This is a genomic window from Natranaeroarchaeum aerophilus, assembly GCF_023638055.1.
GTDB classification, from domain to species: Archaea; Halobacteriota; Halobacteria; order Halobacteriales; family Natronoarchaeaceae; genus Natranaeroarchaeum; species Natranaeroarchaeum aerophilum.
The window spans coordinates 1-26,440 of the sequence record NZ_JAKRVY010000016.1; the positions used below are offsets into that span (position 1 = coordinate 1).

The following is a 26,440-nucleotide window of genomic DNA, read 5'->3' on the forward strand; positions in this document are numbered from 1 at the left end:
AGATTCCATCGTGTACGGCGGACCGCAGGGGTGGAATCCTCATCTCTTCCGGACCTGAACAAACGAGAGTTGGGCATATAACCCCTTCGGATCGGAACTGTCCGATCCAATCTCGTTCGTTTCGACCCGTGGCGTCGGCGGCGAACCGCCGACGACCGTTCGGATCAAAACGAAGTCGGGTGGGACATATAAACCCATCGTCTCGGATACACCGAGACCGACTCGTTTGTCAGGTCTGAGATCACGGGACGGATCGAACGTCCCGCGACCACGTCGTATCGTTCTTCGCATTACATTCGGATGGCACGGGGATATAAAAGACCGTCGTCTCGAGAGCACATTGAGAAAGGACAACGAACTACGTGGCAAGGAAAATTGGCACAAAGTACATGGGAGATCCGACGAGAATGTAGGGTATTCAGGAGACGACCGGCAGAGATGGACATCGAAGCTTTACATGAACGTGGACGCGAGCGGATCGAAGAGCTCGGAGCGACGCTTGGCGTACGCGACGCCGTCGTAGAAACTGCAGGAGCTATCTTCACCAGGGTGTATACAGAAGAGACACAGCAGGGGCGCTCACTGGCCACAGTCGCGGCTGCAGCGCTGTACGTCGCGTGCAAACAGGAGGGCGCGCCCGTGACATCAAGCGCGATCGCGGACGCAGCGGATATCGAACACTCACATCTGCTACGACGGTCGAAGTGGGTACAGACGGAGATCGGAACACCAGTCGATACGTTCAACCCGAAACCGTTCGTCGACGAGTACGCCAATACTCTCGGACTGAGCGATGAGACGCGTGAACTCGCACGAAACGTCGTCACTGTGGCGACTGAGGAGGGTGTTGCGTCTGGGAAGTCGCCGTCCGGATTTGCGGCGGCTGCCATCTACTACGCAGCAAAGCTCCGAGACGAAACCTGTACGCAAGATGATGTCCACGAGGCATCTGGTGTCAGCAAAATCACCATCAGAAACCGTTATCAAGAGCAAGCCGAAGTCGTCGGTGACGTGACCCGGTAGAAGCGCGTAGCACGCTGTCGCGTGCGCGCAAAAGGAGTGATTAGGTCTGTACTCACGATCACGCATATCGAAACACAGGCCCCACCCGTGCAACGGGTGAGGGTACAACTCTGTTCTGGACTCTACTACCACACGATATGGTGGGAGGAGAGGCACATGAGGAATCTATGATGAGTCACAGAACGTACCGTCGTTAGTAACTTCTATACCACCACGGTCCAAGGTTCCATACGAGAGTATGAGTCAGTCTTACAATCGCGGGCTCGTCGAGGACTTCGGGCGGTGGCGGGAGTTCTCGGCCGGAATGTGGGCCTGGATTTTCCACAAATTTACCGGATGGGTACTGATCGGGTACCTGTTCACCCACATAGCGGTCCTGAGCACGGCAATCGAAGGTGAAGCAACGTACAATGCGACGATTCAGGGGCTAGAGGGGCTGTTGATGATCCGAATCCTCGAGGTCGGCCTCCTCGCGGTTGCGGTCTTTCACATCCTCAACGGCATCCGACTGCTGCTTGTCGACCTCGGCGTCGGACTGGAGTCACAGGACAAGAGCTTCTACGCGTCCCTGTTCGTGACGGCACTGATCGTCGTCGCGAGCGTCCCGACGTTCCTCGGAGGTGGACTCTAATGGCGGAGCGATACTCCTCGTTCGCCCCCGGCGGGACATCCTGGCTCCTGCAACGAGTAACGGCAGTATTCCTGATCGGCGTGCTCTCTTTCCACTTCTTCCAGCTACACTTCGTTACGCACGCGTACGAAATCGAGTTTGCTGGCACACAGGCACGGATGCAGAATCCGGCGTACTACACGACAATGGTGTTGTTCCTGATCGCTGGAGCGTTCCACGGAATCAACGGCGTCTACAACGCACTGGTCAATCAGGGTATCGAGGGGACAAAGCGTACGGTCCTCAAGTGGGGGCTGACCCTCGCAGGTGTCGTACTGGTCGTGCAGGGAATCCGCGTCGCAAACGCAATGGCAGGTGTTTCGATCGTATGAGCACACAGAAAGCAAAAGTCGAGACCGAAGAGGAAGCCGAAACAGAGCAAAAACCGTCGGCCGAACGGCGACTGGAAAAGAAACGCGCGAAAGCGCGCGACCGAGCGGAGAAAGTTCAGGCGGACGAGAAAGCGGAGTTCGAGGAGAACGCCGTCCAGATCAAGGTGTTCCGGTACGACCCCGAAGTCGCCGCAAAGCAGGAGCCGCGCTTTGACGACTTTCACGTCCCCTACGAGAAGGGGATGACCGTGCTCGACGCGGTGATCTACGCCCGGGATCACTACGACTCGTCGCTGACCTTCCGTCATTCCTGTCGACAGGCCGTCTGTGGCTCGGACGCCTTTTTCATTAACGGTCGACAGCGTCTGGCCTGCAAGACACAGCTCGGCGATCTCGAAGAGCCCGTCCGGATCGAGCCGTTACCGCATCAGGACGTCGTGAAGGATCTGGTCGTCGACATGGATCACTTCTACGACCAGATGCACGCCGTGGAACCGTACTTCCAGAGCGAAGACACGCCGGATTCGAGCGAACTCGAAGAACAGCGTCAGACCAGAGAGAACCGGGAGAAGATCAAGATGTCCTCGCGGTGTATCTGGTGTGGAGCCTGTATGTCCTCGTGTAACATTGCAGCAGGGGACAACGAGTATCTCGGGCCGGCAGCGATCAACAAGGCCTACAAGTTCGCGATGGACGACCGGGAAGAGGAGGAACTCAAGCAGCATCGACTCAACATCCTCGAACAGGAAAACGGTGTCTGGCGCTGTCAGACCCAGTTCTCCTGCACCGAGGTGTGTCCAAAAGACATCCCGCTGACCGAGCACATTCAGGAGCTCAAGCGGGAGGCTGTCAAAAACAACCTGAAGTTCTGGTAAACAATGTACGAACACGACGTAATCGTGGTCGGCGCGGGAGGCGCGGGCCTTCGCGCGGCGATCGCCGCACAGAACGCTGGCGCAGACACGGCCATCGTGACGAAGCTGCACCCGGTTCGTAGTCACACGGGCGCGGCAGAAGGAGGAATCAACGCCGCGCTCCGCGAGGGTGACGACTGGGAGCTACACGCCTACGATACGATGAAGGGGTCGGACTATCTCGGCGACGCCCCTGCAATCGAGACGCTGGCACAGGACGCCCCCGAAGACGTCATCAAACTCGAACACTGGGGAATGCCCTTCTCTCGTGAGGAGGACGGCACAGTCTCCCAGCGACCGTTCGGTGGACTCTCGTTCCCGCGCACGACGTACGCGGGCGCGGAAACAGGACACCACCTGCTACACACGATGTACGAGCAGGTCGTCAAGCACGGCGTGCAGGTGTACGACGAGTGGTTCGTCTCCGATCTGGCAGTCTCCGGTGAGGAAGATCCGGAGGATCGGACGTGTCACGGTGTCGTCGGCTACGACGTCCAGTCCGGCGAGATTGCCGGGTTCAAAGCGAACGACGGCGTGATTCTGGCGACCGGCGGGCCCGGACAGGTGTTCGATCACACCACCAACGCCGTCTCCTGTACTGGCGACGGACAGGCCATGGCCTACCGTGCGGGCGTCCCAATGGAGGACATGGAGTTCGTGCAGTTCCACCCGACCACGCTTCCCTCCACGGGCGTACTGATCTCCGAGGGTGTCCGTGGCGAAGGCGGGATCCTCTACAACGCCGACGGGGAGCGATTCATGTTCGAGCGTGGCTACGCGAACAACGAGGGAGAACTCGCCTCGCGTGACGTCGTGTCCCGCGCCGAGTTGACAGAAATCAACGAGGGCCGTGGTATCAACGACGAGTACGTCCACCTCGACATGCGCCATCTCGGCGAGGAGCGCATCAACGACCGCCTGGAGAACATCCTTCACCTCGCAGAGGACTTCGAGGGCGTCGACGGCATGAAAGAGCCGATGCCGGTCAAGCCCGGCCAGCACTACGAAATGGGTGGGATCGAGACCGACGAGAACGGCGAGACGTGTATCGAGGGCCTCTACGCGGCGGGTGAATGTGCCTGTGCGTCGGTCCACGGTGCGAACCGGCTCGGTGGGAACGCGCTGCCGGAGCTTATCGTGTTCGGCAAACGCGCCGGAAAGCACGCCGCCGGAGAAGACCTCGGCGAGGCAGAGATCCCGACTGGGCGAACGGACGACGCGGAAGACGGCGAGGTCGATACTCCGGTCGAACCAGGTGCGCTCGATCCGACAGACGAAAGCGCAGTCGCCGACGGCGGCACCGGGGCGGTCGCCGATCCGGATACCATCCTCGAGGGGGCCGTCCAACGACAGCGTGATCGTGTGGATTACCTGCTCGAAAAAGACGACGGTGTCCAGCACGCCGAGATCCGCGAACGGCTCCAGAAGGCGATGACGGAGAACGTCAACGTCTTCCGGAACGAGGAGGGACTACGGACCGCGCTCCGCGAGATTCGCAAGGCGCGTGAGGACTATCAGGACGTCTACGTCGACGATCCTTCGCGGACGTTCAACACCGATCTCCAGCAGACGATCGAGACCCGCAACCTCATCGATCTCGCCGAAACGATCACGCTCGGCGCGCTCGCACGTGACGAGTTCCGCGGTGCGCACTGGCGACAGGAGCACCAGGAGCGCAAGGACGACGAGTGGCTCAAGCACACGCTGATCTCGTGGGAGGACGGATCGCCTGACGTCTGGTACAAACCGGTGCTGCTGGAAGGCGAAAACAAGACGTACGAGCCGAAAGAGCGCAGTTACTGATCGATTCCTCTTTTATTATTCGAGACCGAGTGCAGCGAGCAGATCGAAGCCGACCCCGAGCCACTGAATTAGTTTGTACCCCGCGTAGATCCCAACGATACCCATCAAACCGGGTAGTTCCGGTGGTGCGGGGATCGGAATCTGGAGGTAGCTAAATAGTGCGCCCGCAAGGAGTCCGGTAAGCATCGCAAGAGCTGTCAGCGTAACGTTCATTCGTCCCTACTTCGAGGGTCGGTAGACAAAACACTTGCCCGACCATCGGAGCGGGATTTATAAGGCGGCGTAGCATAACTGAGTGTGAGGAAGGGTAGCTCAGTGGTAGAGCGCCACCGTCCGGTGAGGGGCTTCCCTCGCCGACGCGGTGAATACTCAAAGGCTTCGCGTGGTTCAAATCCCGCCCCTTCCGCTCACAGCAGATTTCTGCGAGGCGCTCCGTCGCCGAGCAACAGCCCTCTGCTGTGAGCGGTCGACAAGGGGATTTGAGCAAGCAAGTCGCAGCAGCCGAACGAAGTGAGGCTGACCGTCTTGCAGAGTTCAAATCCCGCCCCTTCCGCGTTTGCGAGGAGGCGAGCGGCAACTCGAAGAGAGATATCGAATCGGTAATCGGAGCCATGGCTGGAACAGATCTATGGTAACTGATGTCATAATACATACTCGACAGGAGTCGAAAGAACCGGTCCTGAAATCCGTGAAACCGGCTTCAGAAGTCGATGATTGTCATCACAGATACCGGTGTGAAGCCAAAAACCCAGTGACGAGAGCGGGTTCGACAATCGTTGTAGAGTGGTTTTATTATTGTCGAAGGGTAATCGATGCGTGATGACAGTCACGTCCCGTAGTGCGGAAGCGGAAGTCGAGCCGCTTCCCGAGGAGTTGGAGTCTGCGCAGGCAAAGCTCGTGTATCTCTGCCTGCGACAGTTCGAGAACGGCGCGACAATCGATCAGATCCAATCGCAGGTCGACATTACCAAGCTGGCACTGCACAGCCTGTTACGGTCACTCTCCGGCAAGGGATATGTTCGATGCGAGGACGGATGCTACTACCCCGAGCGAAGCGACTAAGCGCCCGCGCTTTTCTGGACACTCACGTATACCGGTCGTAGAGTCGGTCACCGATTCGGGAGCCGACAGCGGCGGGAAGGGCAACGATCCCGAGAAGGTGTAACAGGACGAGCGTCGACCACTGGCCGTACGGTTCCATCGGGGGCCAGAGCAGTGGCCAGACCGCCACGAACTGTTCACGGAACGCAACCAGCAACAGACCAGAGATCACCGCGGAAACGCCGATCCGAGCGCCGATCCGCTGGCGGTCCTCTATCCGCGACCGTGGATCGGACCACGATCGGCCGTCGTCGGAATCCATCGGTCAGAGCTCGATCCGTTCGACCAGCCGGTCCTCGTCTTCGCGGGCGTTGATAGCGACGATTCGGATATGATCTTCAAGCCGAGAGTTTTTTAGTTTCCGTTTGAGCAGGTTATCCACCTGGTAGACGCCAGCGGCATTGGTCATCCTGATCTCCACGAGGACGGACCGCTCCTCGCCGGGTCGGAGTGAGACGGTGTCAATTGCCCGACTGGAGATCGTGTTGATTCCGCGGCCACCATCCTCGTACGGGACGCGTGAGCGTCCTCGTTCCATATCGAGCGCGTCGGCGACGCGAATCACACCTGCCTCGGTCGTCAGCGGCGTCTCGGAGCTGTGATGGCAGAGGATCGCGTGGAGTACTTCGCCTTTGATCCTAATGGCATCAGACACGTCGTAGAACTCGTCGAGGAGGCGACCGAGGATATCCGCAGCGAGCGGGAGCGAGTAGTACGCGTGATCGTCGCGGTGGACGACATGACCGATATCGTGGAGCGTTGCGGCAAGCGCGATGATAACGGGTTCGTCGGCTTCGTCGAGACCCTGCTGCCGGGCACCGTTGAATTCGACACCGGCGGATTTCAGGAGATTGTAGAGACAAAGCGCGCGATGCTGAACGATCTCGATGTGTTTCGCTCCGTGGTCGTTGTACCGCATTCGATCGACGGGGTTGACGTTCTGAGCCTCGAGATAGGTCTGTATCTCCGTATCCTGGTGGATTCGTTCGAGAACCTCGTTAACTCGCTCGTCGGGGAAAGCATGATCCTCCGCGGGCGAGTACACGCGATGGTCGGAGTCGGACATACCGCTACTGAGTGTGGGAACGGGAAAAAGTCCTCCGAGTGCACTGGTCAGGACGCTATTCAGTTCTCCACAGCCGCAGCAGCAGCCTGAGCAACTGCGTCGTAGTCGGGTTCGACGCCAGGGTTGTCACCGATCCACCTGTAGGTGATTCGTCCATCGGCGTCGACGATGAACACCGATCGCTTGGCAACGCCGTTGACACCCATGTCGGTAAAGTCCATCGAGACGCCGTAGTCATCGATAATCTCCCGGTTCAGATCGCTCACAAGCCCGAACTCGAGGTCGTTCTGACTGCGGAACTCGTTGAGCGCAAATGGAGTATCCCGGCTGATGCCGTACACCGTCGCTCCGACATCCTCAAATGACGCGAGCTGGTCCTGGAATGCACACATCTCGTCGGTACAGATACTCGTGAACGCGCCCGGGAAGAACGCAAGTACGATTGGACCACTGTCGAGTTCCTCCGAGAGTGTTACCGACTCGATGTCGCCGGTTGCAAGTGGTGCAGTAAAGTCAGGTGCGTCATCTCCCGTATCTATCATTACGCCGTGCGTTGTCGGGTTTCCATCAAATCAGTTCCGTTTGGGGCAGAACGCATGGAGAAGCGGTGATCCAGATATCGTGTCTCTGAAATCCCATGCAAAAAGCCTATAATCGCGAGTGAGCAAGCAACGTATAGAGATGGCAGTTGAAATCACACCGCTGTTCGCTGTGCCCGGCGGGATGGAGCTGGTGGTGGTCTTACTCATCGCTGTACTCTTGTTCGGTGCAAACAAGATCCCGAAACTCGCTCGGTCGACCGGCGAAGCGATGGGGGAGTTCCAGAAGGGCCGAGAGGAAGTAGAACAGGAACTACAGGAAATCCGAGAGGGAGCCGATGTCGACACGGACATCGATACGGACATCGACACCGACCTCGACACTGACACGACCACGTCGAGCGCCGACACCGAAGCTGAAACCGAGACGGAGACGGACAAGTAGTCGTCTTTTTTATCGAGTCATGTTGCCTGGGCGTGTGGCCTAGCGGATAGGGCGAAAGGTTCCTAACCTTTCGATCGCGGGTTCGAATCCCGTCACGCCCGTTCTCGTGCCGAGCGGTAGCGAGGTCGAGAACGAACCGTAGGGATTCGAATCAGGGAAGTCGCGCGCAGCGAAGCGAGCACGTCTTCATGTGGTTCGAATCCCGTCACACTCGTCATCGACTGTGAGCGACAGCGAGCAGTGATGACGGTACCGAGGGATTCGAACCCGACAAGACAAGCGGAGCGACGTCTTGGCCCGGTTCGAATCCCGTCACGCCCGTTCTCGTGCGACGACGTCAGATCGAGCCACAGGTCCAGCGAGTGAAGGCTGTTCTGACAGCGTGAGCCGGAGAGTTCATTTTCTCTTTTGAACATGTGTACGACGTTACATTCAGAGGCAGCTTTATTGTAGATTGTTTCATCGTTTTGTTCGTTACAATGTCGAACGCTAACATACGGGGTGGAATCCTGTTTTCGCTGTACGAGCAGTATATCGGGGAACCGAAGTCGAAAAAACAGGTGTACGGCTACTGGCTGTTCATTATCGGATACGTGCTTGGGTTCGCGGGAATCCTGTTGTTCGTCACCGAACTCTGGCAGGCGGGCGATCCGAACTGGTTCTTACGTGCTGCGGGCGTCTCACTTGCGGCGGGTGGGTTGCCCCTCGCGATGTTCGGTATCGTGTTACTCCTGCCAGTGCGCGAACGAGGGATCCACGCCACACTCGTCGGGCTGGGTGTCACGCTGATTGGCGTGCTCGCGTTCAACCTCGCGTACCCGAGCAACTGGTGGGTTGATTCCGCGCCGGACTATAGTGGAGTCGTCGTCGCGATTTACTCGGTTGGGCTCGCCATCGTGGCGGGGGTGATCGTACTGGTTCCGATCCTTACCGGGAAAGAGGGCATGCTCGTGGAGGACGAGATGCAGGGACTCGACGCACACCCGCCTGTGCTGGTTGGCCAGAAGAATCACGGAACGCTGTTCAGCGTGTTCCGCCGCCCCGGATCGGAGTGGACGTGGCGTGCCGTCCAGCAAAGCGCACTTGCGACCGGGATCGACTCACTGGAGAGCCGAACGGCCGCAAAAGACGCGGTGGATACCCTGAAGTCGAAAGTCAACTCGGCGCGGTTGCTCGAGATCACGACCGCAGCATTCCGACTGTACGAGAACGAACAGGGCGTCTGGCGCTGGGTGCTGATGCGGGACGATGGCAGCGTCATTGCAGAGAGCGTCGATCAGTACGACAGTCGCGACGGCGCTGAAGACGCAGTTAGCTTCACGAAAGATCAGGGTCCGGATGCTCCGTTACTGGAGATCGAGGGAGCGGCCTTCGACGTCTACCGTGACGGTGACAACTGGCGCTGGCGACTCCTCGACGAGGAACGGACAGTGATGGCCGAGAGTCCGAACCGGTACACCGACGAGACAGGCGCGGAGGATTCCATCGCATCTGTAACGGAGCGTATCGGTGATGCACGAGTACTGGCGTTCGACTCGATTGGCGTCGAGCTGTTCGAAGACGATGGACAGTGGCACTGGCGTCTGCTTGACATAGCTGATGAAGAGGTCGGACGCAGTGCTGTTGGGTTTGACTCCCGGCGTAACGCAGAGACGGGTGCCGACGAGGTCCTCGACCAGTTAGAATCAGCAACCGTCCTGCATAGCGGCCAGCCGGGGATCGAACTGTACCAGTCCGGATCAGACTGGCAATGGCGGCTACTGGACGATAACGACGAGACGGTTGCAAGAAGCCCGGGTGGAGCTGGCGATCGGTCGGACGTACAGCAGGGAGCAGAGCGGCTGTGTGCAGAGGCTGCCGACGCCAAAATTGTCCAGTTCGACGGCGCGGAGTACGAGATCTACCGTGCAGGCGACGGCTGGAACTGGCGTTTCGTCACTGATGACCGTGGTGTCATCGCCGATCACACGCAGGGATACGAGACAGTCGAAGAGGCAGAGGAGGCGATCGAGCGTGTGAGAGAACAGGCCAGTGAGGCCGACCTGTTGGAGTTCGAGACCGCGGCCTTCCAGCAGTACCAGACCGTTACTGGCGACTGGCGCTGGCGGCTGATCGACGAGGACGGCGCAGTGCTTGCCGACAGCGGGCAGGCCTATGAGTCCAAAGACGACGCAGGCAATGCCATGGTGACGCTCAAAGAGAAAGCGCCGGACGCAGAACTGCTAGAGATCGAAACTGCGGCGTTCGAGCTGTTCCAGAACGACAACGATAGCTGGGGCTGGCGGCTGATCGACGAGGGGGGTCGGCTGGTCGCGGAGGGCGCAAAGAGCCATGCGACAAAGCAGGGCGCGCGAGAGGCCATGGACTACCTCGTGGACAACTCACCCGGTGCGGATGTTGAATCGATCGACGGAGCGATCTTCGAGGTCTTCAGCGATGGGAGCGACGACTGGCAATGGCGCTGTCTCTACGAGGACAACACCATCATTGCCGAGGGGCCAGAGAGGTACGCGACCCGAGACGATGCGGAAGGAGCTATCGAGCGCGTCAAGCCGAACGCTTCGAGCGCAGCGATCCATACGATCGAGGGGCTGGCGTTCGAGATCGATCCGCACCCGGAGTATCAGTGGAACGTGCTCGACCACCAGCGTGAGACGGTTGTAGTCGGTGGACGCAGCTACGAAGACGCCGAAGCCGCCGAGGCAGCGGTTGAAGCGCTGAAAGCTAATGCCGTTGACGCGACGACGTTTACGATAGAGGAGGCCGCAATCAGGCTCCAGCAAGCGGAGAGCCACTGGAGCTGGGAACTGATCGGCCGTGACCGGACCGTGTATGCCCGGAGTGGTGGACACTACGACACACGGGAGATGGTGCTGGACACTATCGAGGAGCTACAGGCGCTCGCTCCGGATGCGGAGTTCCTCGAATTCGAGACGGCTGGTATCGAAATCATCGAGACCGCCGACGGCTGGCAGTGGCAACTCCTGAACGGCGACGAGGATATCGTCGCGGCGAGCGCAACTGTCTACGAGGAACGATCAGCGCTCATCGATGCCATCGAAGACATCAGAGATCTGTTGGTCAGTGCGAGCATCCTGGAGATAGACGACCCGACCTTCGAGTTGCACCAACAGGAGGGCGGCTGGATCTGGCGACTTGTCGACGAAAACGGGATCGGTATCGCGGAAAGCGCCGAAAGCTATCCGACCCGCTCGGCGGCTCGTGAGCGGATGAATACGCTCAAAGAGCAAGCCCCGGACGGATCACTGTCGGTCGCCGGATAGCGGCGAAGCCGACGCGGTTTTTACTCGCGGAAAGCGATACTGTGATAATGAGCGACGAGGTGGAGGTTCCGGAAAGCCATCCGAGGTATCATTCATTACTAACAAGACACCGGATCGAGGCGGGCGTCGAGAAGGGGATCACGAGCCAGCAAGGTCTGATCGCACAGGGTCGTGGCGAAGCCTTCGACTATCTGCTCGGAGAGGAAACGATCCCGAGCGCGGACCGAGCAGCACGGGCGGCAGCAGCTGCGCTCCTCCGGGCCGATCAGCCGGTCCTCTCCGTGAACGGTAATGTGGCAGCGCTCGTGCCGGAGGAGATGGTCGAGCTCGCCGAAGTGGTCGATGCCGACCTGGAAGTGAATCTGTTCAATCGGACCGAAGCCCGAATCGAGCGGATCACGGATCATCTCCGCGAGCACGGCGCGACGGACGTGAAAGGGCTGACAGCGGATGCCCGAATCCCCGGAATCGATCACGAGCGTGCGAAAGTCGACGCCGATGGGATCTACAGCGCCGACGTGGTCGTCGTTCCACTGGAGGATGGTGATCGTGCAGAGGCACTTGGCGAGATGGGAAAGACGGAGATCGTGATCGATCTGAACCCCCTCTCACGGTCGCCACAGGTCGCGTCGATTCCGATCATCGATAACGTGTTGCGAGCCCTGCCAAACATCACCGACCACGCAGAAGAGTTAGCAGGTGCTTCCGGGGATGAACTGGCCAGAATCGTCGACGAGTTCGACCCCGACGAAGCGCTTCAGGACGCAGAACGGCGGATCAGGACAGCCTCCGAGAGCGGGGGCTGAGCGGTTCTGAACGAGCTTTCAGTCTCGTGTTACCCGTCTGAGAGGGGTCGTACCACGGTGTCGGCATCCAGATCCGGTGCCGGGTCGTGATTCGAACGTAGTGGTTGGAACACTGGTTGGACGACAGTAATTTGATCCTCTCTGGGATCGTATCCGAACGATTCGAGATCCGTACACTGTTTGGGTGTGACTGAGACGTCATCCACCGCATCGTCGAGCAGGCTGGCGTGAACCGCTTCCGGATCCCAGTCACCGAGATGCACATAGCAACTACCGTTCAGTAGCGTAGCGATAGCCTCGTACACGCAGGCTACTGGCTGGGTGGGCTGTACACAATCGAGATGGCGGTGCTCACCGGTGGGGGGCTGGTGGTCGTCTCCGGCTGTCGCTTTCCGGAGATGATTGTGCGTATACCGACGCGTCGTTACCTCACCCTCGTGTTTTCCGTAGGCGATCAGGGCTGTATCGTCCTCGGCGCGCTCGACCAGGTCGATGCCAGTTCGGGCACCATCCGAGTTGATGCCGCTATTGTCGAGAAACGCCTCGTATGTCATGCCGAAGTGCCCCTCGATGTCGACCGTGAGTATAAATCGCATCGAGGAGGACAGCGAGATCAGCGAGACAGGAGAGCGGTCGTCGATAAGAAGTGCAGGGGCGTCTACTTCGTCGAGACCGTCTGCAATCTCCGAATCGAACAGGTCCGGCGAGAAGACGACGGGGACACAGCCGTTCCGAAGCGTACCGAACACGGCAACCAGTAGTTTCGCCGGGTCGTTGAGACAGATACCGACCCGATCGCCGGGATCGATGTCGTGAGATCGAAGCCCCCCGGCAAATCGGTCAGTCAGCGACCAGAGCCGAGAAAAGGTTAACTCGGTGTCGGCGTCGATAGCCGCGGCGTTCTGGTCGTTCATCACGGTGGACTGGAGCTCGTTGACGATATTGCTCATCAACTGAATGCGGTCTGTCGGGACGTAAATATGTTAGCTACGGGGAGTTTTACTAGTTTAGTTGCACTGATTGTATTATTCCAAAATAATATTGTAAACGTATGTTTGGTTAGATAGTACATAGTCGGCAGGACAGAACATGATGAACGATCGGATCAGTCCGTCTATACCACAACCCATATTAACTAATCAGTGGTACTACCTAGTGGTATGAGCGACAACTTCGAGAAATTCAGCGACGTTGGCGAAGCGGACGTGACACGCGCGATCGGACAGGAGTGGACCGAGGAGTTCATGGACTTCTCGGATTCGGACGTGATCATCGTCGGCGGGGGGCCCTCCGGGCTGACCGCCGCAAAAGAACTGAGCGAGCGCGGCGTGAAGACGATGGTTGTCGAGAAGAACAACTATCTTGGCGGCGGTTTCTGGCTCGGCGGGTTCCTGATGAACAAGGTTACGGTTCGTGACCCCGCACAGCAGATTCTCGACGAACTGGACGTTTCGCACAAACAGTCCGAGGACAGCGAAGGGCTGTACATCGCGAACGGTCCCGAAGCCTGTTCGGGCCTCATCAAGGCCGCCTGTGACGCGGGCGCGAAGATGCAGAACATGACCGAGTTCACAGACATCGTGATCCGCGAAAACCACCGCGTCGGCGGTATCGTTATGAACTGGACGCCGGTCCACGCGCTTCCGCGAGAGATTACCTGCGTCGATCCGATCGCCGTCGAGGCTGATCTGGTCATCGACGCGACGGGCCACGAGGCGATGGCAGTCAAGAAGCTCGACGAGCGCGGTGTGCTCGACGCGCCCGGTATCGGCGATGCCGAGGCTGCCGCGACCGGCATGGACAGCACCGACGACGACACCTACGGCGCACCCGGCCACGACTCGCCGGGCCACGACTCGATGTGGGTCGGCAAGAGCGAAGACGCAGTCGTCGAGCACACCGGTCTCGTCCACGACGGTCTGATCGCTACCGGGATGGCGACCGCAACGACCTACGGTCTGCCGCGCATGGGACCGACCTTCGGTGCCATGCTCGTCTCGGGCAAGCGGGCCGCACAGGTCGCCCTCGACGAACTGGGCGTCGACGCCGAGCCGGTCGACGTCACGTCGCGATCGGCGACGCCAGCTGACGACTGATCGGAGACGATGGTCGAGCAGGTATCACTGTATCGTCCCCCCGAATCGTCGGTTGTGGACGCCGACGAAATCGCGGAGTGGCTACGTTCCCAGATAGACGCCGAAGTGACGGTCCGGGAACGATTTCTCTCCCGCTGGGAAACCGACGTCCTCCCCGAGCAGTTCGCCAGTGCACGCGTGCTGGATCCGTACAACCGCGAGACTGGCAACACGATGCTGGGAATCGTCCGGTACGAGGAGCGAGCGCTGGAGAATCCGGCACGTGAAGGCGGCGTCCTCTACGACGGTCTCGCAGTACAGCGCGCGCTCAACGACGTGTTGCCCGAGAGCGAAACGTCGCTCGATCACGTACACGTCGCACTGGTCGATCGAGCACTGGGGACGTGGGGCGATCACGACGGGCGCTGGCACAAGCGCGTCAACGTGCTCGGCCAGCCCGCGCTGGTCTCGGTGCCGGGCCTGTACGAGGCCCCGGCGAAACCCGAGAGCTACTACAGAGAAAAGCAAAAACACGCGATGCTCTCGGGCGACGCGCCGCCGCGGGAAGTTATGGAGAATCAGGTCGACGGCGAGTTCCTCGTCGAGAACGATCCGCGAACGACCGAGGCGCTGAAGGGATACGTTCTGCAAGCGGTCCACTATCTGGACACTGGCGAGCCCTTCTGTGAAAGTGAGGAATGTCGGCTGGTCAACGCCCACTATCAGGAAGGCGTAATCGAGGCCCAGTTACGCGATCCCGAGTTCTGCGAAATACATCGGAAGCAGTACGGTGTGAACTGAGTCGGAGAAAAACCACCGTCGTTCGACGCCCACCATTCATCTGTCCACTTCCCCGAGTCGTAACCAATGCAGTCGTCTTCGAACCGTCGACCCCACGGAGGGGGGCATCCACACGGGAACCACGAGGGGGGTCGGTCGGACTCGGCCGGGTCGCATCCGCATGCGCGTGACTACGCGGAGACACCGCTGGTCGTCACCTGGGAAGTGACACAGGCCTGTGAACTGGCCTGCGACCACTGTCGCGCATCAGCAAAGCCAGATCGGGACCCAGAAGAATTGAGTTTCGAAGAAGCGACCGACCTCTTCCGTCAGGTCGCCACGTTCGATCCGCAGCCGTTCTTCGTGTTTACCGGAGGAGATCCACTACAGCGGCCTGACGTCTTCGCGCTGCTGGAACGTGCAGTCGACGTCGGTGTGACACCTTCGATTACCCCGGCAACGACGCCACAGCTGGACCGGCAGGCGATCGAGCGCTTCGCAGATATCGGCGTCAACCGGATGGCGCTGAGTCTCGACGGCGCGACCGCCAAAAGTCATGACCAGTTCCGTGGCGAGTCCGGCACCTTCGAGACCGCGATCGAAGCGGCGGAACACGCTGCCGACGTGGGACTGTCGATCCAGATCAACACGACAGTCACGGCCTCGACTGTCGACGAACTCCCCGCAATCGCTGACCGTGTCGAGGATCTCGGTGCAGCAATGTGGGAGGTGTTCTTCCTCGTTCCGCTGGGTCGAGGAGAGGCACTCGAACAGATCACGCCTGAATGTGCCCGTGAGGTCATGGAGTGGCTGTACCGGCGCGGCACCGACGCCCCGTTTCGGATCATCACGGTAGAAGCACCGTTCTATCGACGGGTTGCTCGGGAGCTACAGAGCGACGCGGGCCCGCCTGACGGGGGCGTCGGGACGACCGGTGCGGGCAACGGATTCGTCTTCGTGAGTCATACTGGCGAAGTGTATCCGTCTGGCTTCCTGCCGCAATCGGCGGGGAATGTCCGTGAGACTCCGCTTCCCGAGTTGTACCGGAACAACGATCTCATGGAGCGGCTTCGCACCCGAGAGTCGTTCGACGGACCCTGTGGCGACTGCGTGGTAACCGCAGAGTGTGGCGGATCGCGATCACGTGCGTTCGCCGCAACCGGAACCCCAACTGGGAGCGATCCGCTCTGTCCATGGGCCACGGAGGAACTATGACTGGCGCAACTGGGTCGTTCGACGAGATCGACGCAGTCCTGCTCGACGGGTATCAGAACGGCTTCCCGGTCGTGGAACGGCCATTCGAGGCTATCGCGCGTGAAACATCATACACCGCAGATGTATTGTTCGAGCGCCTGCAGAGCCACGTGGACTCCGGTCTGGTCCGCCGAATCGGCCCGGTTCTCGACCCGTCTGCGATCGGTGCGTCGACGCTCGCGGCCCTCCAGGTCCACGAGGAGGCGTTTGCGGAGGTCGCCGAAGTCGTCAACGAGTTTCCGGAGGTGACTCACAACTACAGGCGGGACAACGAGTGGAACATGTGGTTCGTGATAACGGCCTCCGCGTCGGGCCGGTTGGACGAAGTCCTCACGGACATCGAGAGTCGGACGGGCTACGATCCCCTCAGTTTGCCCAGGCAGCGCCAGTACTGTCTTGATCTTCAGTTCCCGGTCGTTGCCGACCGGACGGAGAGGGCGACGAAGATGAAGAGTACCGGGTCGGGAAAAACGGCGAGTACCGGGTCGGGAAAAGCGGGGAGTGAAAGAACACCGTCGATGCGTTCGAATGCCGACCGACAATTGACCACACACGAACGCGAGGTCCTCGAGCGGATACAGGACGGCTTCGCGATCAGCGAGACGCCGTACCGAACGGTCGCATCGGAGCTGGATGTCGACGTGACGACCGTGCTCTCGACGATCCGTCGGTTGCTCGGCGATGGCTTTCTAAAGCGAGTGGGGATCGTGATTAACCACCACGCTGCTGGGTTCACGAGCAACTGTATGCTCGCCTGGCGGGTTCCCCCCGAACGAATAGACGAGGTTGGCGAGCGGGCGAGCAACCAGCCGTACGTGACCAAATGTTATCGCCGGGCTGATCGGTCCGATCGTGACTGGAGCTACTCGCTGTTTACAATGTTACACGGTCGTGAGGAGTCCGCCGTGTCGAAGTGGATCGACGAACTGGCCACCGACATCGTGCAGTACCCGTGCGTCAAACTGGAGACGGTCGAACGATTAAAACAGACCGGGACGCAGTACAGTGATCTGCTGGATCCCTGAGCTGGGGTCAGGAGCTGACCGGCGCGGCAGCACCGGTGGCCGAAGTGGGGGCTGAATGCGCAGGGGCCGTCAGTGCTGGCGCAGCCGTCGTCGTCCCGAGGTCGAGGTCGACCGTGCTGTTCGTCATCGTGGTATTGACTGCAGACCGGAACTCGTCGGGACCGATCAGCACAGACACCGTCCGGTCGTCGGGTCGCTCGACGGCGGTCCGATCCGCCCAGTTGTCGGTGCGCGAATCGAGCTTCGATTCGAAGGCGGCGGCGAACGCATCGGCGTCGTCCTCGGTCTCCCACTGCGTAGTCCAGACGAAGGCGTCTTGCCCATCCGCATCCTCGAATGCGACGAGTTCGTCATCGCTCCAGCCCGCTGCTGCATCGGTTGCCTCGTCGTTCGATAGTTCGGTATCGAGCACGATCCGGGTGTACAGTTCGCCTTTCCGGTCTGTTCGTTCCACGGACCAGTCGGAGTCGCTGGTCTCTACGTCGACGTCGAGGTCGGTCGCCGGGGGCTGACTGTCCGGATCCAGCATCCCAGCGGTAGTAACTGGGTGAGAACGATACACCTCTGGGAGTTCCTCAGCATTGTCGATCTCGGCGTGGACGTACTCGGCTCCGTAATGATACGGGGCGAGCAGGAGTCGATCACCGGCCGGGGCCGCCTCGTACGACGCCGCCATCTGCTCGGACTGGGCAGGGAACTCCGGGAAGTTCTCCGCCGTGTATTCGTCGGCGACGTAGACCGCACCCCCTTCGATCAGCGAGGTCTGGAGAAGCTCCTCGTCGGTCGTTTCCGGGGGACTGCGCAGCCAGCTTGCGAACATCCCGTCGGCGTACTGGATGGCGTGGGCGTACTCGTGAACCAGCACCTGTTCGACTTCTTCATCGGGACCGTCAGGGAAGACGTAGACGTTTCCGGGCATCGCCAGTCCGCTCGTGCCGTTGCCGCCGGGCGAGCTTTCGGTGGCGTTCAGTGCGGCCTGGAACTCCGACTGCTGTGGCTCGAACGCCTGGTCGGCACCGGCGGGCATCTCGTCGACGAACAGGTCCGGCTGTGGCGCATCCGAGTCCATCATCGTTGTCACCTCGTTCCAGACCGTATCCTCGTCAAGGTCGAGGTCCGGGTGAGATTCAGTATCAGCAGCATCTCGATCCGCGTCAGTCGCAGGCTCCTCGTCAGTAGGCGCTTCCTCGCCCTCGATCTCCCCGCCGTTCGCCACGTCGGGCGGCGGAGTGGGAGCAGTACAGCCAGCAAGCAAGAGGAGGGCGACCACGACCGCTGTGAGGGCAACTCGACGGGATACCATGTTACGATAGCAAGAACCGCGACGAAATAAATGCTATCGAAACGGCATTTCGAGAATCACCGGCGGATTTGCCCACCTGTCAGCCGAACGATCCCCCCTGCGAACGTCGCCTCTGTCGTCTCACTCGCTCGGTCACGGAGTGCATCGTGAGCACGTACGATCCGACGGTCGAGCGTCCCATGCGGATCCGTCTCGTAGCGAAGTTTCGTCGTCGGTGGCGTCGAGAGCACGACGACCGCACGGAAGAGTGCGTTTAGCGGAGCACCGTACCAGCGGTCGCTCCGCGCAGCGTTGACCAGAACGAGATGGCCCCCGTCGGCGAGCTGGTCACACCACCCGTCGACCGCGGCCGCTGGATCGTCGAGCATCCCGACGACGAATGTGGCGAGAACCGCATCGATCTCGTGTTGCTCGACGGGCTCCTCATCCTTCACCGCCGCGAGTGGCCGTGCAGTGGCGTCCCCGTGAATCAGATGAACGTTGTCGTACTCGCCGACGAGGTCGTTGGCCGCGTCGAGCATCTCGCGGGTGTAATCGATCCCGATTACCGTTCCTTCTGGACCGACGCGCTCGCGGAGATAGGGGAGGTTCGCGCCCGTCCCACAGCCCATCTCGACGACCGTATCACCCGGTTCGAGGCGGAGGGCGGTTGCGGCATGCGTCCGAACCCGGGCGATACCGGGTGTATACCGGGCAAGTGCATCGTAGAGACGTGCCCACCGACCGTAGAAGGCCTGTGCATCACTCGTCGACGTGCCAGCCGGATCTGCGGTGGTCGGTGGGTCGGACGTCATCGTTCCTCGGTGGTCGGTGGGTCGCACGTCATCTATAGCATCTCGCGAACGATTCCGGCGACAGTCTCGGCGTCCTCACCGAGCACGTACAGGATCGGTTCGATGCCGTAGCCACCGGTCTGATAGAGAATGGTGGGATCGTCTGCATCGGCCATCGCGTCGGCGATCGCCGCACTCGTTTCGGATTCGGCGTCGAACTCGACGGTCTCGTATCCCGCCTCGGCGAACCGCTCGACAAGATCGGGGTCGTACCGGAGGTTAACCGCGGCACGCGCCGTACCGCCGTGCTGGCGGGTCGCGAGAAGAATAGAGGCCACGTACTCGCTGACGCCGAACTCGGGGTCGCCCGGTATCGTCGCTTTTCCCTTGACGTCGAAGATCCGACCGGGGACACCCGCCACGTCGTCCACGCTGTCGGCGTCCGCCAGGCAGACGACGAGGTTCGAACCGACGTTCGGAATCAGCCCCGCGAATCCGCTTGCGTTTTCGAGCATCCGGAGCCCGCGTCGAACAGATGTGAGAACGCGCTCGGCTGATCGGAGATCGTTCTCCGGGTCGTGGATGCGGATGGTGGTGTCGTACTCCGCGAGTTCGGGGACCGCTTCCTGATGGAGTTTGGCCAGGATATCGCCGTCCTCCAGCTGGCGGATCAGTACCTCGGCCTCGACAAGCGCCTGTACGGGGCGCATATCCCCTGTGGTCAACCCGTCCGCGATCTCCTCGATGAGGTCGATCACGCGTTCATCAGTCTCGATACGCTCGTTTCGGCTCACGTCACCGTGGACGTACTTCGAGACGGCACTCTGACTGATTCCAAGGACAGTCGCAACCTCGTTCTGTGTCAGGTCCCGTTCACGGAGTTCCTCTGCCAGCATGGATCGAAACGTCGGCAGAAACTCGTCGACGACGATCTCCTCGATAAATTGCATTCTTGCAGACCTGTTCGGGCGGCAGGGAAATAACTCTGCGGCTCTGCTGCTGGGTCGTCGTCGGAAATCCGCCGATCGACACCACAGTTTCAGAGCCTGAAACCGTCGACCCCCCTCTAATAGGAACGGGATCAATCAAACAAACGAGATGGGAGCGATAGAGACGAACGGTCTGACAAAGCAGTACGGATCAGAGACAGCACTCAGCTCGCTGGATCTCGACGTCGAGGAGGGAGAAGTGTTTGGCTTCCTCGGCCCGAACGGAGCCGGGAAGACGACGACGATCGATCTGTTGCTCGACTTTATTCGACCAACGGACGGGTCGGCGACGGTGCTAGGCTACGACGCCCACGAAGAGCCCGGTTCGGTACGAGAGCGTGTCGGGATCCTACCGGATGGGTTCGACCTCTGGGAACGATCGACGGGATACCGACATCTGGAGTTCGCAATCGAATCGACTGGTGGTGAAAGCGATCCCGACGAGCTACTGGATCGGGTCGGTCTCGACCGCGAGGCCGCCAAGCGATCTGCGGGGGAGTACTCGAAAGGGATGGGCCAGCGCCTCGCAATGGCGATGGCGCTTGCCGGCGATCCCGACCTGTTGATCCTCGATGAGCCCTCCAGCGGGCTCGACCCACACGGGATCACCACGATGCAGGAGATCGTCCGGGAGGAAGCGGCCTCCGGAACGACGGTATTCTTTTCCAGTCACATCCTCGGGCAGGTCTCCGCAGTCTGCGATCGAGTCGGGATTCTGGATGACGGCGAACTCGCTACCGTCGATACAATTGAGGGGCTTCGCGACACAGCAGGGGTCGGCTCAAGGCTCATCGTCGAGACGTCCGGGACACCACCCACGGATATCCCGGCGATCGAGGGGGTTGCCGGTGTGGCCGCTGACGGGCCGACGTTCGAAGTCTCGTATACCGACCCCGTCGCTAAAGGACGGGTGATTCACCGGATCGTGGAGGAAGGCGTCGAAGTGGTCGACTTTGCGACTGAGGAAGCGACCCTGGAGGACCTGTTTTCGGCGTTCACGGCAACCGACGCCGAATCTCTCACGACGGGTGTCGGGGACGAGACCGATACAGACATCGAGGACGGAGCCGACACGAACGCCGGGGGCAGAACTGATACGGACGTCGAGAACGGAGCCGACACCGAACCGGTGACCGCATCGGGAGCCGTCGATGACGTCGAATCGGAGGTGACCCAGCGATGAGCTGGCAGCTCGTCGCCCGGAAGGATTTCGAGGATGCGATCCGCTCGTGGATGCTCTGGGCGATCATCAGTGTCTTCGTCACGCTGATGGTAATCGTTACGGCTGGAGCGAATGCGAACACTGAGGGAGCCCCCGAGTTCGCGGAGTTCGTGAACTTCTTTACCACGCTCGGCGGTGAACTACTGATCCCGCTGACCGCGCTGATGGTCGGCTATCTGGCGATCACCGGCGAGCGTCAGTCCGGAAGCTTGCGGCTCCTGTTCGGGCTTACGCACGATCGGCGAGACGTCATGATCGGGAAGCTCACCAGCAGAGCCGGCGTGATGGTGATCGCCGCGCTCGTCACCTGTGTCACAGCAGGCGTGATGGGCATCGTGCTCGGGAGCCCAGTGCCGCTCGACACGTTCCTCGTATTTACGGGGTTCACAGTGTTGCTGGCGCTTTCGTTCATCGGCATCGCGATCGGCGTCTCCGCGCGAAGCGCCACGCGAATGCGGTCGATGGGCGGCGTGATCGGTAGCTACGTCCTGTTCGTAGTACTGTGGCAACCGATTGTCGCGGGTATCCACTATCTCAGCTACGGCGAACTGGCCGGCCTCGAACCGCCCGAGTGGTACCTGTTCGCGAAGCTGCTGAATCCGATCGAGGCCTACCGGCAGGCAATGATGCTCCTGATCGACGAGACAGTGTTTGGACTGTTCGGCTGGGAGTTCATGGTCGAGAATCTCGGTGAGGGTGCTCAGGATGGATCGGCGGAGCTGATGCTGACGAACCGCGTCGCCGGGGACCTCCCGATCTACCTCTCGGAGTGGGCTATCGTCGTGGTGTTGCTCGTGTGGTTCGTTGTTCCCGTCGCGCTCGGCTATCGTGCGTTCGAGAACGCAGATCTGAACTGAGTCGGTTAGGAGTTTCAGTGCCCGCCCGTGACGCCGGGTCGCTACGTTTCGGTCCTCCACCCACTGCATTCGGTCCTCCACACCGCCGCACGGAACACTTCGACCGCCGCGATCCGCCGTTATTGATCCCCGCCGAACTCGCGGTCGCCGCCGATCTTCGAAGCCTGTGGGCCGGACTGATCCTGATACTTCGAGCCCCGCTCCGCGCCGTAGGGACGCTCTGCAGGAGAGGAGAGTTCGGTGAACGTTAGCTGTGAGATCCGCATCCCCGGTTCGAGTGCGACCGGCGCGGCACCGAGGTTCGAGAGTTCGAGTGTGATCTGTCCTTTGTAGCCGGGATCGCACAGACCCGCCGTGTTTGAGAGGAATACGCCACCGCGTCCACCGAGGAAGTTTTCGATTGTTTGACCGTCTGGTTGAACTTCAAGATCATACGTCGGTTCCACACGATCGGTTTCTTCGACAGCAGTAACCCGGTCGAACAGGATATCACCGTCGAGGATATCGTCGAGCCGATCCGTATCCGCACCTGCCTCGGCATATACGTCACGGAACCGCTCCAGCGTCGACCGTTTCACTGTATTGTACGTCTCGTTTTCCACGTTCGAGATGCTCGACTTCGAGGCATACCCCATTTTGTCGGCGGCTTCTGCCATCGTGTAGCTAGCTTCGTTACGAAGCGACCGAAGGAGCTTGCTCGGGACGGGAACGTACTGGCCCTGTTTATGAGCGTCCTTTCGAATGTCGATAGCCCACTCAGTTCCCTCGTGGTCGACATCACTCATCGGGATGTGCCTTTCACGATGACGACTGTACGACGATGCCAGGTGTCCAAGCCGCTGTGCAAGGTACATCGCCCGGTCCGCGAGGTCGGAATTTGCGGTGTATAATGTTGTTCGGGTGTCACGGCGACAGCCGTCGCCGTCCAGCAACCCTTCCAGAAGGCCAGCAAGCGTGTCGTCCGACCAGTTCCAGGCCCGATCAGGGATGTTTTTTTCTTTGCCCGCCCCTGCCAGCGAGCGGAAGACGCGTGACCAAAGCGCCGAACAGATCGTCAACACCGTCACGCCGTTGTCCCGTTCGTCCCACGAGAGGCTCACGTCGTACTGGTCGAACCAGTCCGCAGCGCGGTCGAGATACGACCGGTTGGTGTTAGAGAGCTGAATCTGTTTTCGGCGTGAGAACCCTTCAGCAATATAAAATCCGAGTACCCAACCGAGTTCGGACGTTACGTCGATATATCGGGGTGCTCGCTGATCACTTCCTTTGAAAGCTATCTGCGCGTCGTCGGGGATCGATCCCCGTCCGACAGCCGACAGCGGGGCTTTCCCGTTCTTTTGATAGAAATTCCGGGAGCCAGACGGAACGGACTCCCAGCTGACGTCACCGAGACCGTCAGCGGCATACACCGTGATATCACTATCGTCGTCAAGTAGATCAAACAGGTCCAGCCTCGATTCCTCTCCGAGCGCCTCTGGCATCGAGCCAGGGATCATAACCCATTCCCCCTCCGCATCCTCGGAGGGGAGTCTGGTTACACCACCGTGTTCGTTGAGGGTGAACAAGTTGTGGTCGCGGGTGACCAGTACCTCGCGACCGGACGAAAGAGTCACACGGTAGATCTGTTTTGTAGGGTTCGTTATATAATCAGTGACCGGGTGCGTGCTTACGCGAAGCGTTTTAGGATCGAACGAAACTGCGCGGGCAGGTCGTTCATTCTCGACGATATCACCTATCTCGTAGAAGCCAAAACCGCGTTCAGGGGTCCAGAGGAACACGGTTTCGTCGTATGGTAACGAGGCGTGGACCACGATCGCAAGTCGCCCGAGCGAGGACCGGCCCTCCACGTGGGCGATCAGATCGGCCGGGATCTCGACGCGCTCTTTGGTCGTCCCGAGAACGAAGTCACCGGGATGGAGAATGAACTCGTCGTCCGGTTCGACGACCGTCTCGTCGACGTACTCGTCGAGCTCCTGCTCGCTGTCGGGATGGATACAGGGGATGTTGGTGCGCTGGAACTCCAGGAACTCACGGCCAAGCCGGAGGTCGACGCTGGCCGGCTGGATCTGGATGTCGAGGTCGTCAAGCGGGTCGATTACGAGGTCGCCCGCTTCGAGGCGCTTGAGGATATCCGCGTCCGAGAGTATCATACGCAGTACGAAACCGGGCGGGTGCCTAAAACTTATTCTTCGTCCGGCGGTGATGATCCGCGTTTGTGGAAGAGCACTCAGGGGCACCCGATGCCTGTCCCGTCGTGACGTCCGACAGCAGTCAGGTGTTATATTGTAAACGATTTGACATCCTCCCCGCGCTAAAGCGCGAGGATTCCTCCGTTGGGGGTTCGGCTACCGACCCACGGAGGCAACTTGCGGGTTCGTGCGCACTTCTTTGGGACTTTCGTGAGGGTGTGGTTTCCCCGACCAGTCGTGGTCGTCCCACTCGAATCGCACGGGCCGTGCCATTGGCCTGACTTCGGTATCGCTATTTTCTCGAAGGAACGTCTCAGAAGCCGTGAGGTCGGCGTGTCCCTTGAAACCACACGGACACGTCAGCGTATCCCCGTGGCGAACCGTCTCGTCTTGGTCGCCACACTCGGGACACGTCTGACTCGTCCACGCTTCCGACTCGGCTTCGAGGCTGATGCCGTACTCCTCACAGACGCAAGCGAGACGGTGGATGAACTTCTTGAACGCCCAGAAGTTGTGCGTCTTCTCGTTCACCCTGACCGACCAGTGCGTTTCCAGCACGTCGGTCAAATCGCCCACGTACACCGTTGCCACTCCCTCCTCATAGAGTCGTTCAACGAGGTCACGCACCAGCGCGTTCTGTGCGTGGTCACGGCGTTTCGTCCGCTGTCGGTACAACCGTCGAATCCGTTTGGAACTGTAGCGTCCCTCTCGGAGTTTCGACTGTAGGCGGGCGATTTCGTCGGTCGTCTCGCGGAACCGTCCGAACAACTCCCGACCGTCGTAGAGATACTGGTTTCCAGTAGTCGTGGAACACGCGACGAGGTTGTTCGCGCCAACGTCGAGGGCGGCTTCGTGAGAAGCCAGTGGTGAATCCAGTCGAGAATCAGGGACGGTGACTGGTTGGAAAGCCCTGAACGTGTCGCTAACCTCGTCGTATTCGAGTTCCAGACGACCCTGTTTGCCGTCCCACTTCGGGTTGCCTTGGACTTCGAGGCGGAGTCGTTCGTGGTAGCCGAGTCCGTATTCGTCTTTCAGTTCTTGCCCGACAGGAATTTCGAGACGACTACGCTTCCCCCACTGAATCGTGTACTGGTTGCATCGGATGTAGGTACGGAGTTCTCGTCCGTCCTCCTCGTTGCCCCAGTACGATGGTGGGTTGGCGTACTCGCCTTTCTCCTTGAGGGCGAAGAACGACCGCCACGCTTCGCTGTTCTTGCGTGTGACCTGTTGGACGGTCGCGCTTCCGATGACGCCGTTGTAGCGCCCTCGGTACTCGGAGGTGTCCCACACGTCGCCGTCACCGAAGTAGTTCTGACGACGCTCGTAGGTCAGTTCGTTCCACAGGGAGGCGGAGGCGTCGAGTAGCCGTAGGAGGCACTCTTTGTCGGCCTCGGTCTGTGGGACGACCTCGAAGGTGTTGACTCGCTTCATTCGTCGCCACCTTCCTGTTCAGCGATGTAGCGTTCGACAGCGCCTTTCGATGCGCTCCCCGCCGTACCGACGTAGTACGAACGAGTCCACTTCACGCGGTCGTCGTACCGCTGATTGTACTTGCGGGCGGAGATACCCTTCACCCAGTTGACGATGAGCGACGGGGCGTTCTTGGGTGGACTCCCGATGAACAGGTGTACGTGGTCGGGCATGACCTCGGACTCGGCCAGTTCGAGGCCCTTGTCCTCACAGATTTCCGCGAAGATGGTTTCGAGACGTTCCTTCGTCTTCCCCGTCAGGTGCGAACGCCGATACTTCGGCACGAACACTATGTGGTAGTAGAGTTCGTATTTCGCGTGACGGGTACTCTTCACCATCTATGCATACTATCACGGTCAGATGATTTAAAGATTGCGTTGGAGCACCGTCTATGCCATCTACGGCGGTTGAATACTGTTAGTCGGCTTCATCCCCGCCCTGAAGGGCGAGGCTTTCGCCTCGAATTGGTCGTGTTCAGATAAGCTGATTCCATGCGAAGGCGAATGATCTGAGCCAGTCG

26 protein-coding genes, 2 tRNA genes and 1 pseudogene are annotated in these 26,440 nt (G+C 60.0%); 17 read left to right on the forward strand and 12 right to left on the reverse strand.

What is annotated here, in order from left to right; genetic code table 11:
• The first annotated feature begins 438 nt into the window (after positions 1 to 438).
• The 5 genes from AArcSt11_RS16260 (at position 439) to AArcSt11_RS16280 (ending at position 4,742) form a co-directional block, all read left to right on the forward strand.
• Positions 439 to 1,023, forward strand: coding sequence for a transcription initiation factor IIB family protein (locus AArcSt11_RS16260; protein ID WP_250598658.1), 585 nt, complete (start codon positions 439 to 441; stop codon positions 1,021 to 1,023).
• Positions 1,024 to 1,261: 238 nt separating this feature from the next.
• On the forward strand, positions 1,262 to 1,654 hold the full coding sequence (gene sdhC, locus AArcSt11_RS16265; RefSeq protein ID WP_250598659.1) for a succinate dehydrogenase, cytochrome b556 subunit: 393 nt from the start codon (positions 1,262 to 1,264) through the stop codon (positions 1,652 to 1,654).
• Positions 1,654 to 2,025, forward strand: coding sequence for a succinate dehydrogenase hydrophobic membrane anchor subunit (locus tag AArcSt11_RS16270; RefSeq protein ID WP_250598660.1), 372 nt, complete (start codon positions 1,654 to 1,656; stop codon positions 2,023 to 2,025). Before sdhC ends, AArcSt11_RS16270 begins: the two co-directional genes overlap by 1 nt.
• Positions 2,022 to 2,900: a succinate dehydrogenase/fumarate reductase iron-sulfur subunit gene (locus tag AArcSt11_RS16275; protein WP_250598661.1), complete on the forward strand. Its 879-nt coding sequence runs from the start codon at positions 2,022 to 2,024 to the stop codon at positions 2,898 to 2,900. Before AArcSt11_RS16270 ends, AArcSt11_RS16275 begins: the two co-directional genes overlap by 4 nt.
• 3 nt (positions 2,901 to 2,903) lie before the next feature.
• Positions 2,904 to 4,742, forward strand: coding sequence for an FAD-binding protein (locus AArcSt11_RS16280; protein ID WP_250598663.1), 1,839 nt, complete (start codon positions 2,904 to 2,906; stop codon positions 4,740 to 4,742).
• 15 nt (positions 4,743 to 4,757) lie between these two features.
• Here the strand turns inward: AArcSt11_RS16280 and AArcSt11_RS16285 are convergent, their stop codons facing one another.
• Entirely contained in the window at positions 4,758 to 4,955 is a 198-nt protein-coding gene (locus AArcSt11_RS16285) for a XapX domain-containing protein (RefSeq protein WP_250598665.1), read from the reverse strand.
• A gap of 88 nt (positions 4,956 to 5,043) precedes the next feature.
• Between AArcSt11_RS16285 and AArcSt11_RS16290 the strand changes: the two genes are divergently transcribed.
• Positions 5,044 to 5,148, forward strand: a tRNA-OTHER gene (locus AArcSt11_RS16290).
• Positions 5,149 to 5,561: 413 nt separating this feature from the next.
• Positions 5,562 to 5,804, forward strand: coding sequence for a TrmB family transcriptional regulator (locus AArcSt11_RS16295; protein WP_250598667.1), 243 nt, complete (start codon positions 5,562 to 5,564; stop codon positions 5,802 to 5,804).
• A gap of 22 nt (positions 5,805 to 5,826) precedes the next feature.
• Here AArcSt11_RS16295 and AArcSt11_RS16300 read toward each other — a convergent pair whose 3' ends face one another.
• From AArcSt11_RS16300 to AArcSt11_RS16310, 3 genes are read right to left on the reverse strand one after another with little or no spacing between them, the layout of a single operon-like run.
• Complete coding sequence (locus AArcSt11_RS16300; protein ID WP_250598668.1) at positions 5,827 to 6,105, reverse strand: hypothetical protein; 279 nt, start codon at positions 6,103 to 6,105, stop codon at positions 5,827 to 5,829.
• A 3-nt stretch (positions 6,106 to 6,108) separates the two neighbouring features.
• Entirely contained in the window at positions 6,109 to 6,909 is an 801-nt protein-coding gene (locus AArcSt11_RS16305; protein WP_250598670.1) for an HD domain-containing protein, read from the reverse strand.
• Between the two features lie 59 nt (positions 6,910 to 6,968).
• Positions 6,969 to 7,451: a redoxin domain-containing protein gene (locus AArcSt11_RS16310; protein WP_250598672.1), complete on the reverse strand. Its 483-nt coding sequence runs from the start codon at positions 7,449 to 7,451 to the stop codon at positions 6,969 to 6,971.
• A 139-nt stretch (positions 7,452 to 7,590) separates the two neighbouring features.
• Between AArcSt11_RS16310 and tatA the strand changes: the two genes are divergently transcribed.
• From tatA to AArcSt11_RS16330, 4 genes are all read left to right on the forward strand, one after another.
• Positions 7,591 to 7,893 carry a twin-arginine translocase TatA/TatE family subunit gene (tatA, locus tag AArcSt11_RS16315; RefSeq protein ID WP_250598674.1) on the forward strand — a complete coding sequence of 101 codons (303 nt, stop codon included), beginning with the start codon at positions 7,591 to 7,593 and terminating at the stop codon, positions 7,891 to 7,893.
• A gap of 28 nt (positions 7,894 to 7,921) precedes the next feature.
• Positions 7,922 to 7,994 (forward strand) — tRNA-Arg (locus AArcSt11_RS16320).
• A 378-nt stretch (positions 7,995 to 8,372) separates the two neighbouring features.
• Positions 8,373 to 11,177 carry a DUF1508 domain-containing protein gene (locus tag AArcSt11_RS16325; protein WP_250598676.1) on the forward strand — a complete coding sequence of 935 codons (2,805 nt, stop codon included), beginning with the start codon at positions 8,373 to 8,375 and terminating at the stop codon, positions 11,175 to 11,177.
• Between the two features lie 47 nt (positions 11,178 to 11,224).
• Positions 11,225 to 11,983, forward strand: a complete 759-nt coding sequence (locus tag AArcSt11_RS16330) for a 4-phosphopantoate--beta-alanine ligase (RefSeq protein ID WP_250598678.1) — start codon at positions 11,225 to 11,227, stop codon at positions 11,981 to 11,983.
• A gap of 29 nt (positions 11,984 to 12,012) precedes the next feature.
• Here the strand turns inward: AArcSt11_RS16330 and AArcSt11_RS16335 are convergent, their stop codons facing one another.
• The gene (locus tag AArcSt11_RS16335; protein WP_250598680.1) at positions 12,013 to 12,933 is read right to left on the reverse strand and encodes a class I adenylate-forming enzyme family protein; all 921 of its coding nucleotides are present in this window, start codon (positions 12,931 to 12,933) and stop codon (positions 12,013 to 12,015) included.
• A gap of 210 nt (positions 12,934 to 13,143) precedes the next feature.
• Here AArcSt11_RS16335 and AArcSt11_RS16340 point away from each other — a divergent pair, with 210 nt between their 5' ends.
• From AArcSt11_RS16340 to ahbB, 4 genes are all read left to right on the forward strand, one after another.
• Positions 13,144 to 14,079: a sulfide-dependent adenosine diphosphate thiazole synthase gene (locus AArcSt11_RS16340; RefSeq protein WP_250598682.1), complete on the forward strand. Its 936-nt coding sequence runs from the start codon at positions 13,144 to 13,146 to the stop codon at positions 14,077 to 14,079.
• 9 nt (positions 14,080 to 14,088) lie between these two features.
• Positions 14,089 to 14,859 (forward strand): DUF7001 family protein, encoded by a 771-nt coding sequence (locus AArcSt11_RS16345; RefSeq protein ID WP_250598684.1) that lies wholly within the window; start codon positions 14,089 to 14,091, stop codon positions 14,857 to 14,859.
• A 66-nt stretch (positions 14,860 to 14,925) separates the two neighbouring features.
• Entirely contained in the window at positions 14,926 to 16,053 is a 1,128-nt protein-coding gene (locus AArcSt11_RS16350; RefSeq protein WP_250598686.1) for a radical SAM protein, read from the forward strand.
• Positions 16,050 to 17,117 (forward strand): siroheme decarboxylase subunit beta, encoded by a 1,068-nt coding sequence (ahbB, locus tag AArcSt11_RS16355; protein ID WP_250598688.1) that lies wholly within the window; start codon positions 16,050 to 16,052, stop codon positions 17,115 to 17,117. The genes AArcSt11_RS16350 and ahbB overlap by 4 nt, the downstream gene beginning before the upstream one ends.
• Before the next feature lie 7 nt (positions 17,118 to 17,124).
• On the opposite strand, the gene AArcSt11_RS16360 is transcribed toward ahbB, so the two are convergent.
• The 3 genes from AArcSt11_RS16360 to AArcSt11_RS16370 are packed head-to-tail and all read right to left on the reverse strand — an operon-like array spanning position 17,125 to position 20,143.
• The gene (locus tag AArcSt11_RS16360; RefSeq protein WP_250598690.1) at positions 17,125 to 18,420 is read right to left on the reverse strand and encodes a DUF2268 domain-containing protein; all 1,296 of its coding nucleotides are present in this window, start codon (positions 18,418 to 18,420) and stop codon (positions 17,125 to 17,127) included.
• A gap of 56 nt (positions 18,421 to 18,476) precedes the next feature.
• Positions 18,477 to 19,214: a class I SAM-dependent methyltransferase gene (locus tag AArcSt11_RS16365; protein WP_250598692.1), complete on the reverse strand. Its 738-nt coding sequence runs from the start codon at positions 19,212 to 19,214 to the stop codon at positions 18,477 to 18,479.
• A gap of 32 nt (positions 19,215 to 19,246) precedes the next feature.
• Positions 19,247 to 20,143, reverse strand: a complete 897-nt coding sequence (locus tag AArcSt11_RS16370) for a thiamine-phosphate synthase family protein (protein WP_250598694.1) — start codon at positions 20,141 to 20,143, stop codon at positions 19,247 to 19,249.
• 148 nt (positions 20,144 to 20,291) lie between these two features.
• Between AArcSt11_RS16370 and AArcSt11_RS16375 the strand changes: the two genes are divergently transcribed.
• The gene (locus AArcSt11_RS16375) at positions 20,292 to 21,365 is read left to right on the forward strand and encodes an ABC transporter ATP-binding protein (RefSeq protein ID WP_353617827.1); all 1,074 of its coding nucleotides are present in this window, start codon (positions 20,292 to 20,294) and stop codon (positions 21,363 to 21,365) included.
• Entirely contained in the window at positions 21,362 to 22,261 is a 900-nt protein-coding gene (locus AArcSt11_RS16380; protein ID WP_250598697.1) for an ABC transporter permease, read from the forward strand. Before AArcSt11_RS16375 ends, AArcSt11_RS16380 begins: the two co-directional genes overlap by 4 nt.
• Before the next feature lie 119 nt (positions 22,262 to 22,380).
• On the opposite strand, the gene AArcSt11_RS16385 is transcribed toward AArcSt11_RS16380, so the two are convergent.
• The 4 genes and pseudogenes from AArcSt11_RS16385 to tnpA form a co-directional block, all read right to left on the reverse strand.
• A complete protein-coding gene (locus AArcSt11_RS16385; RefSeq protein WP_250598702.1) occupies positions 22,381 to 24,072 on the reverse strand; it encodes a dCTP deaminase domain-containing protein in 1,692 nt (563 codons plus the stop codon).
• Positions 24,058 to 24,411: pseudogene (gene dcd / locus AArcSt11_RS16390) on the reverse strand (dCTP deaminase); the annotation flags it as partial. The pseudogene dcd and the gene AArcSt11_RS16385, both read right to left, overlap by 15 nt.
• Before the next feature lie 195 nt (positions 24,412 to 24,606).
• Positions 24,607 to 25,881, reverse strand: a complete 1,275-nt coding sequence (locus tag AArcSt11_RS16395; protein ID WP_250598699.1) for an RNA-guided endonuclease InsQ/TnpB family protein — start codon at positions 25,879 to 25,881, stop codon at positions 24,607 to 24,609.
• Positions 25,878 to 26,258, reverse strand: coding sequence for an IS200/IS605 family transposase (gene tnpA, locus AArcSt11_RS16400; protein ID WP_250598700.1), 381 nt, complete (start codon positions 26,256 to 26,258; stop codon positions 25,878 to 25,880). Before tnpA ends, AArcSt11_RS16395 begins: the two co-directional genes overlap by 4 nt.
• Positions 26,259 to 26,440 lie beyond the last annotated feature (182 nt).

What these genes read in the sequence shown, in the direction of transcription:
- AArcSt11_RS16260 (WP_250598658.1), top strand. Translation starts at nt 439, where the DNA reads ATGGACATCGAAGCTTTACATGAACGTGGACGCGAGCGGATCGAAGAG.
- sdhC (WP_250598659.1), top strand. Translation starts at nt 1,262, where the DNA reads ATGAGTCAGTCTTACAATCGCGGGCTCGTCGAGGACTTCGGGCGGTGG.
- AArcSt11_RS16270 (WP_250598660.1), top strand. Translation starts at nt 1,654, where the DNA reads ATGGCGGAGCGATACTCCTCGTTCGCCCCCGGCGGGACATCCTGGCTC.
- AArcSt11_RS16275 (WP_250598661.1), top strand. Translation starts at nt 2,022, where the DNA reads ATGAGCACACAGAAAGCAAAAGTCGAGACCGAAGAGGAAGCCGAAACA.
- AArcSt11_RS16280 (WP_250598663.1), top strand. Translation starts at nt 2,904, where the DNA reads ATGTACGAACACGACGTAATCGTGGTCGGCGCGGGAGGCGCGGGCCTT.
- AArcSt11_RS16285 (WP_250598665.1), bottom strand. Translation starts at nt 4,955, where the DNA reads ATGAACGTTACGCTGACAGCTCTTGCGATGCTTACCGGACTCCTTGCG.
- AArcSt11_RS16295 (WP_250598667.1), top strand. Translation starts at nt 5,562, where the DNA reads ATGACAGTCACGTCCCGTAGTGCGGAAGCGGAAGTCGAGCCGCTTCCC.
- AArcSt11_RS16300 (WP_250598668.1), bottom strand. Translation starts at nt 6,105, where the DNA reads ATGGATTCCGACGACGGCCGATCGTGGTCCGATCCACGGTCGCGGATA.
- AArcSt11_RS16305 (WP_250598670.1), bottom strand. Translation starts at nt 6,909, where the DNA reads ATGTCCGACTCCGACCATCGCGTGTACTCGCCCGCGGAGGATCATGCT.
- AArcSt11_RS16310 (WP_250598672.1), bottom strand. Translation starts at nt 7,451, where the DNA reads ATGATAGATACGGGAGATGACGCACCTGACTTTACTGCACCACTTGCA.
- tatA (WP_250598674.1), top strand. Translation starts at nt 7,591, where the DNA reads ATGGCAGTTGAAATCACACCGCTGTTCGCTGTGCCCGGCGGGATGGAG.
- AArcSt11_RS16325 (WP_250598676.1), top strand. Translation starts at nt 8,373, where the DNA reads ATGTCGAACGCTAACATACGGGGTGGAATCCTGTTTTCGCTGTACGAG.
- AArcSt11_RS16330 (WP_250598678.1), top strand. Translation starts at nt 11,225, where the DNA reads ATGAGCGACGAGGTGGAGGTTCCGGAAAGCCATCCGAGGTATCATTCA.
- AArcSt11_RS16335 (WP_250598680.1), bottom strand. Translation starts at nt 12,933, where the DNA reads ATGAGCAATATCGTCAACGAGCTCCAGTCCACCGTGATGAACGACCAG.
- AArcSt11_RS16340 (WP_250598682.1), top strand. Translation starts at nt 13,144, where the DNA reads ATGAGCGACAACTTCGAGAAATTCAGCGACGTTGGCGAAGCGGACGTG.
- AArcSt11_RS16345 (WP_250598684.1), top strand. Translation starts at nt 14,089, where the DNA reads ATGGTCGAGCAGGTATCACTGTATCGTCCCCCCGAATCGTCGGTTGTG.
- AArcSt11_RS16350 (WP_250598686.1), top strand. Translation starts at nt 14,926, where the DNA reads ATGCAGTCGTCTTCGAACCGTCGACCCCACGGAGGGGGGCATCCACAC.
- ahbB (WP_250598688.1), top strand. Translation starts at nt 16,050, where the DNA reads ATGACTGGCGCAACTGGGTCGTTCGACGAGATCGACGCAGTCCTGCTC.
- AArcSt11_RS16360 (WP_250598690.1), bottom strand. Translation starts at nt 18,420, where the DNA reads ATGGTATCCCGTCGAGTTGCCCTCACAGCGGTCGTGGTCGCCCTCCTC.
- AArcSt11_RS16365 (WP_250598692.1), bottom strand. Translation starts at nt 19,214, where the DNA reads ATGACGTCCGACCCACCGACCACCGCAGATCCGGCTGGCACGTCGACG.
- AArcSt11_RS16370 (WP_250598694.1), bottom strand. Translation starts at nt 20,143, where the DNA reads ATGCAATTTATCGAGGAGATCGTCGTCGACGAGTTTCTGCCGACGTTT.
- AArcSt11_RS16375 (WP_353617827.1), top strand. Translation starts at nt 20,292, where the DNA reads ATGGGAGCGATAGAGACGAACGGTCTGACAAAGCAGTACGGATCAGAG.
- AArcSt11_RS16380 (WP_250598697.1), top strand. Translation starts at nt 21,362, where the DNA reads ATGAGCTGGCAGCTCGTCGCCCGGAAGGATTTCGAGGATGCGATCCGC.
- AArcSt11_RS16395 (WP_250598699.1), bottom strand. Translation starts at nt 25,881, where the DNA reads ATGAAGCGAGTCAACACCTTCGAGGTCGTCCCACAGACCGAGGCCGAC.
- tnpA (WP_250598700.1), bottom strand. Translation starts at nt 26,258, where the DNA reads ATGGTGAAGAGTACCCGTCACGCGAAATACGAACTCTACTACCACATA.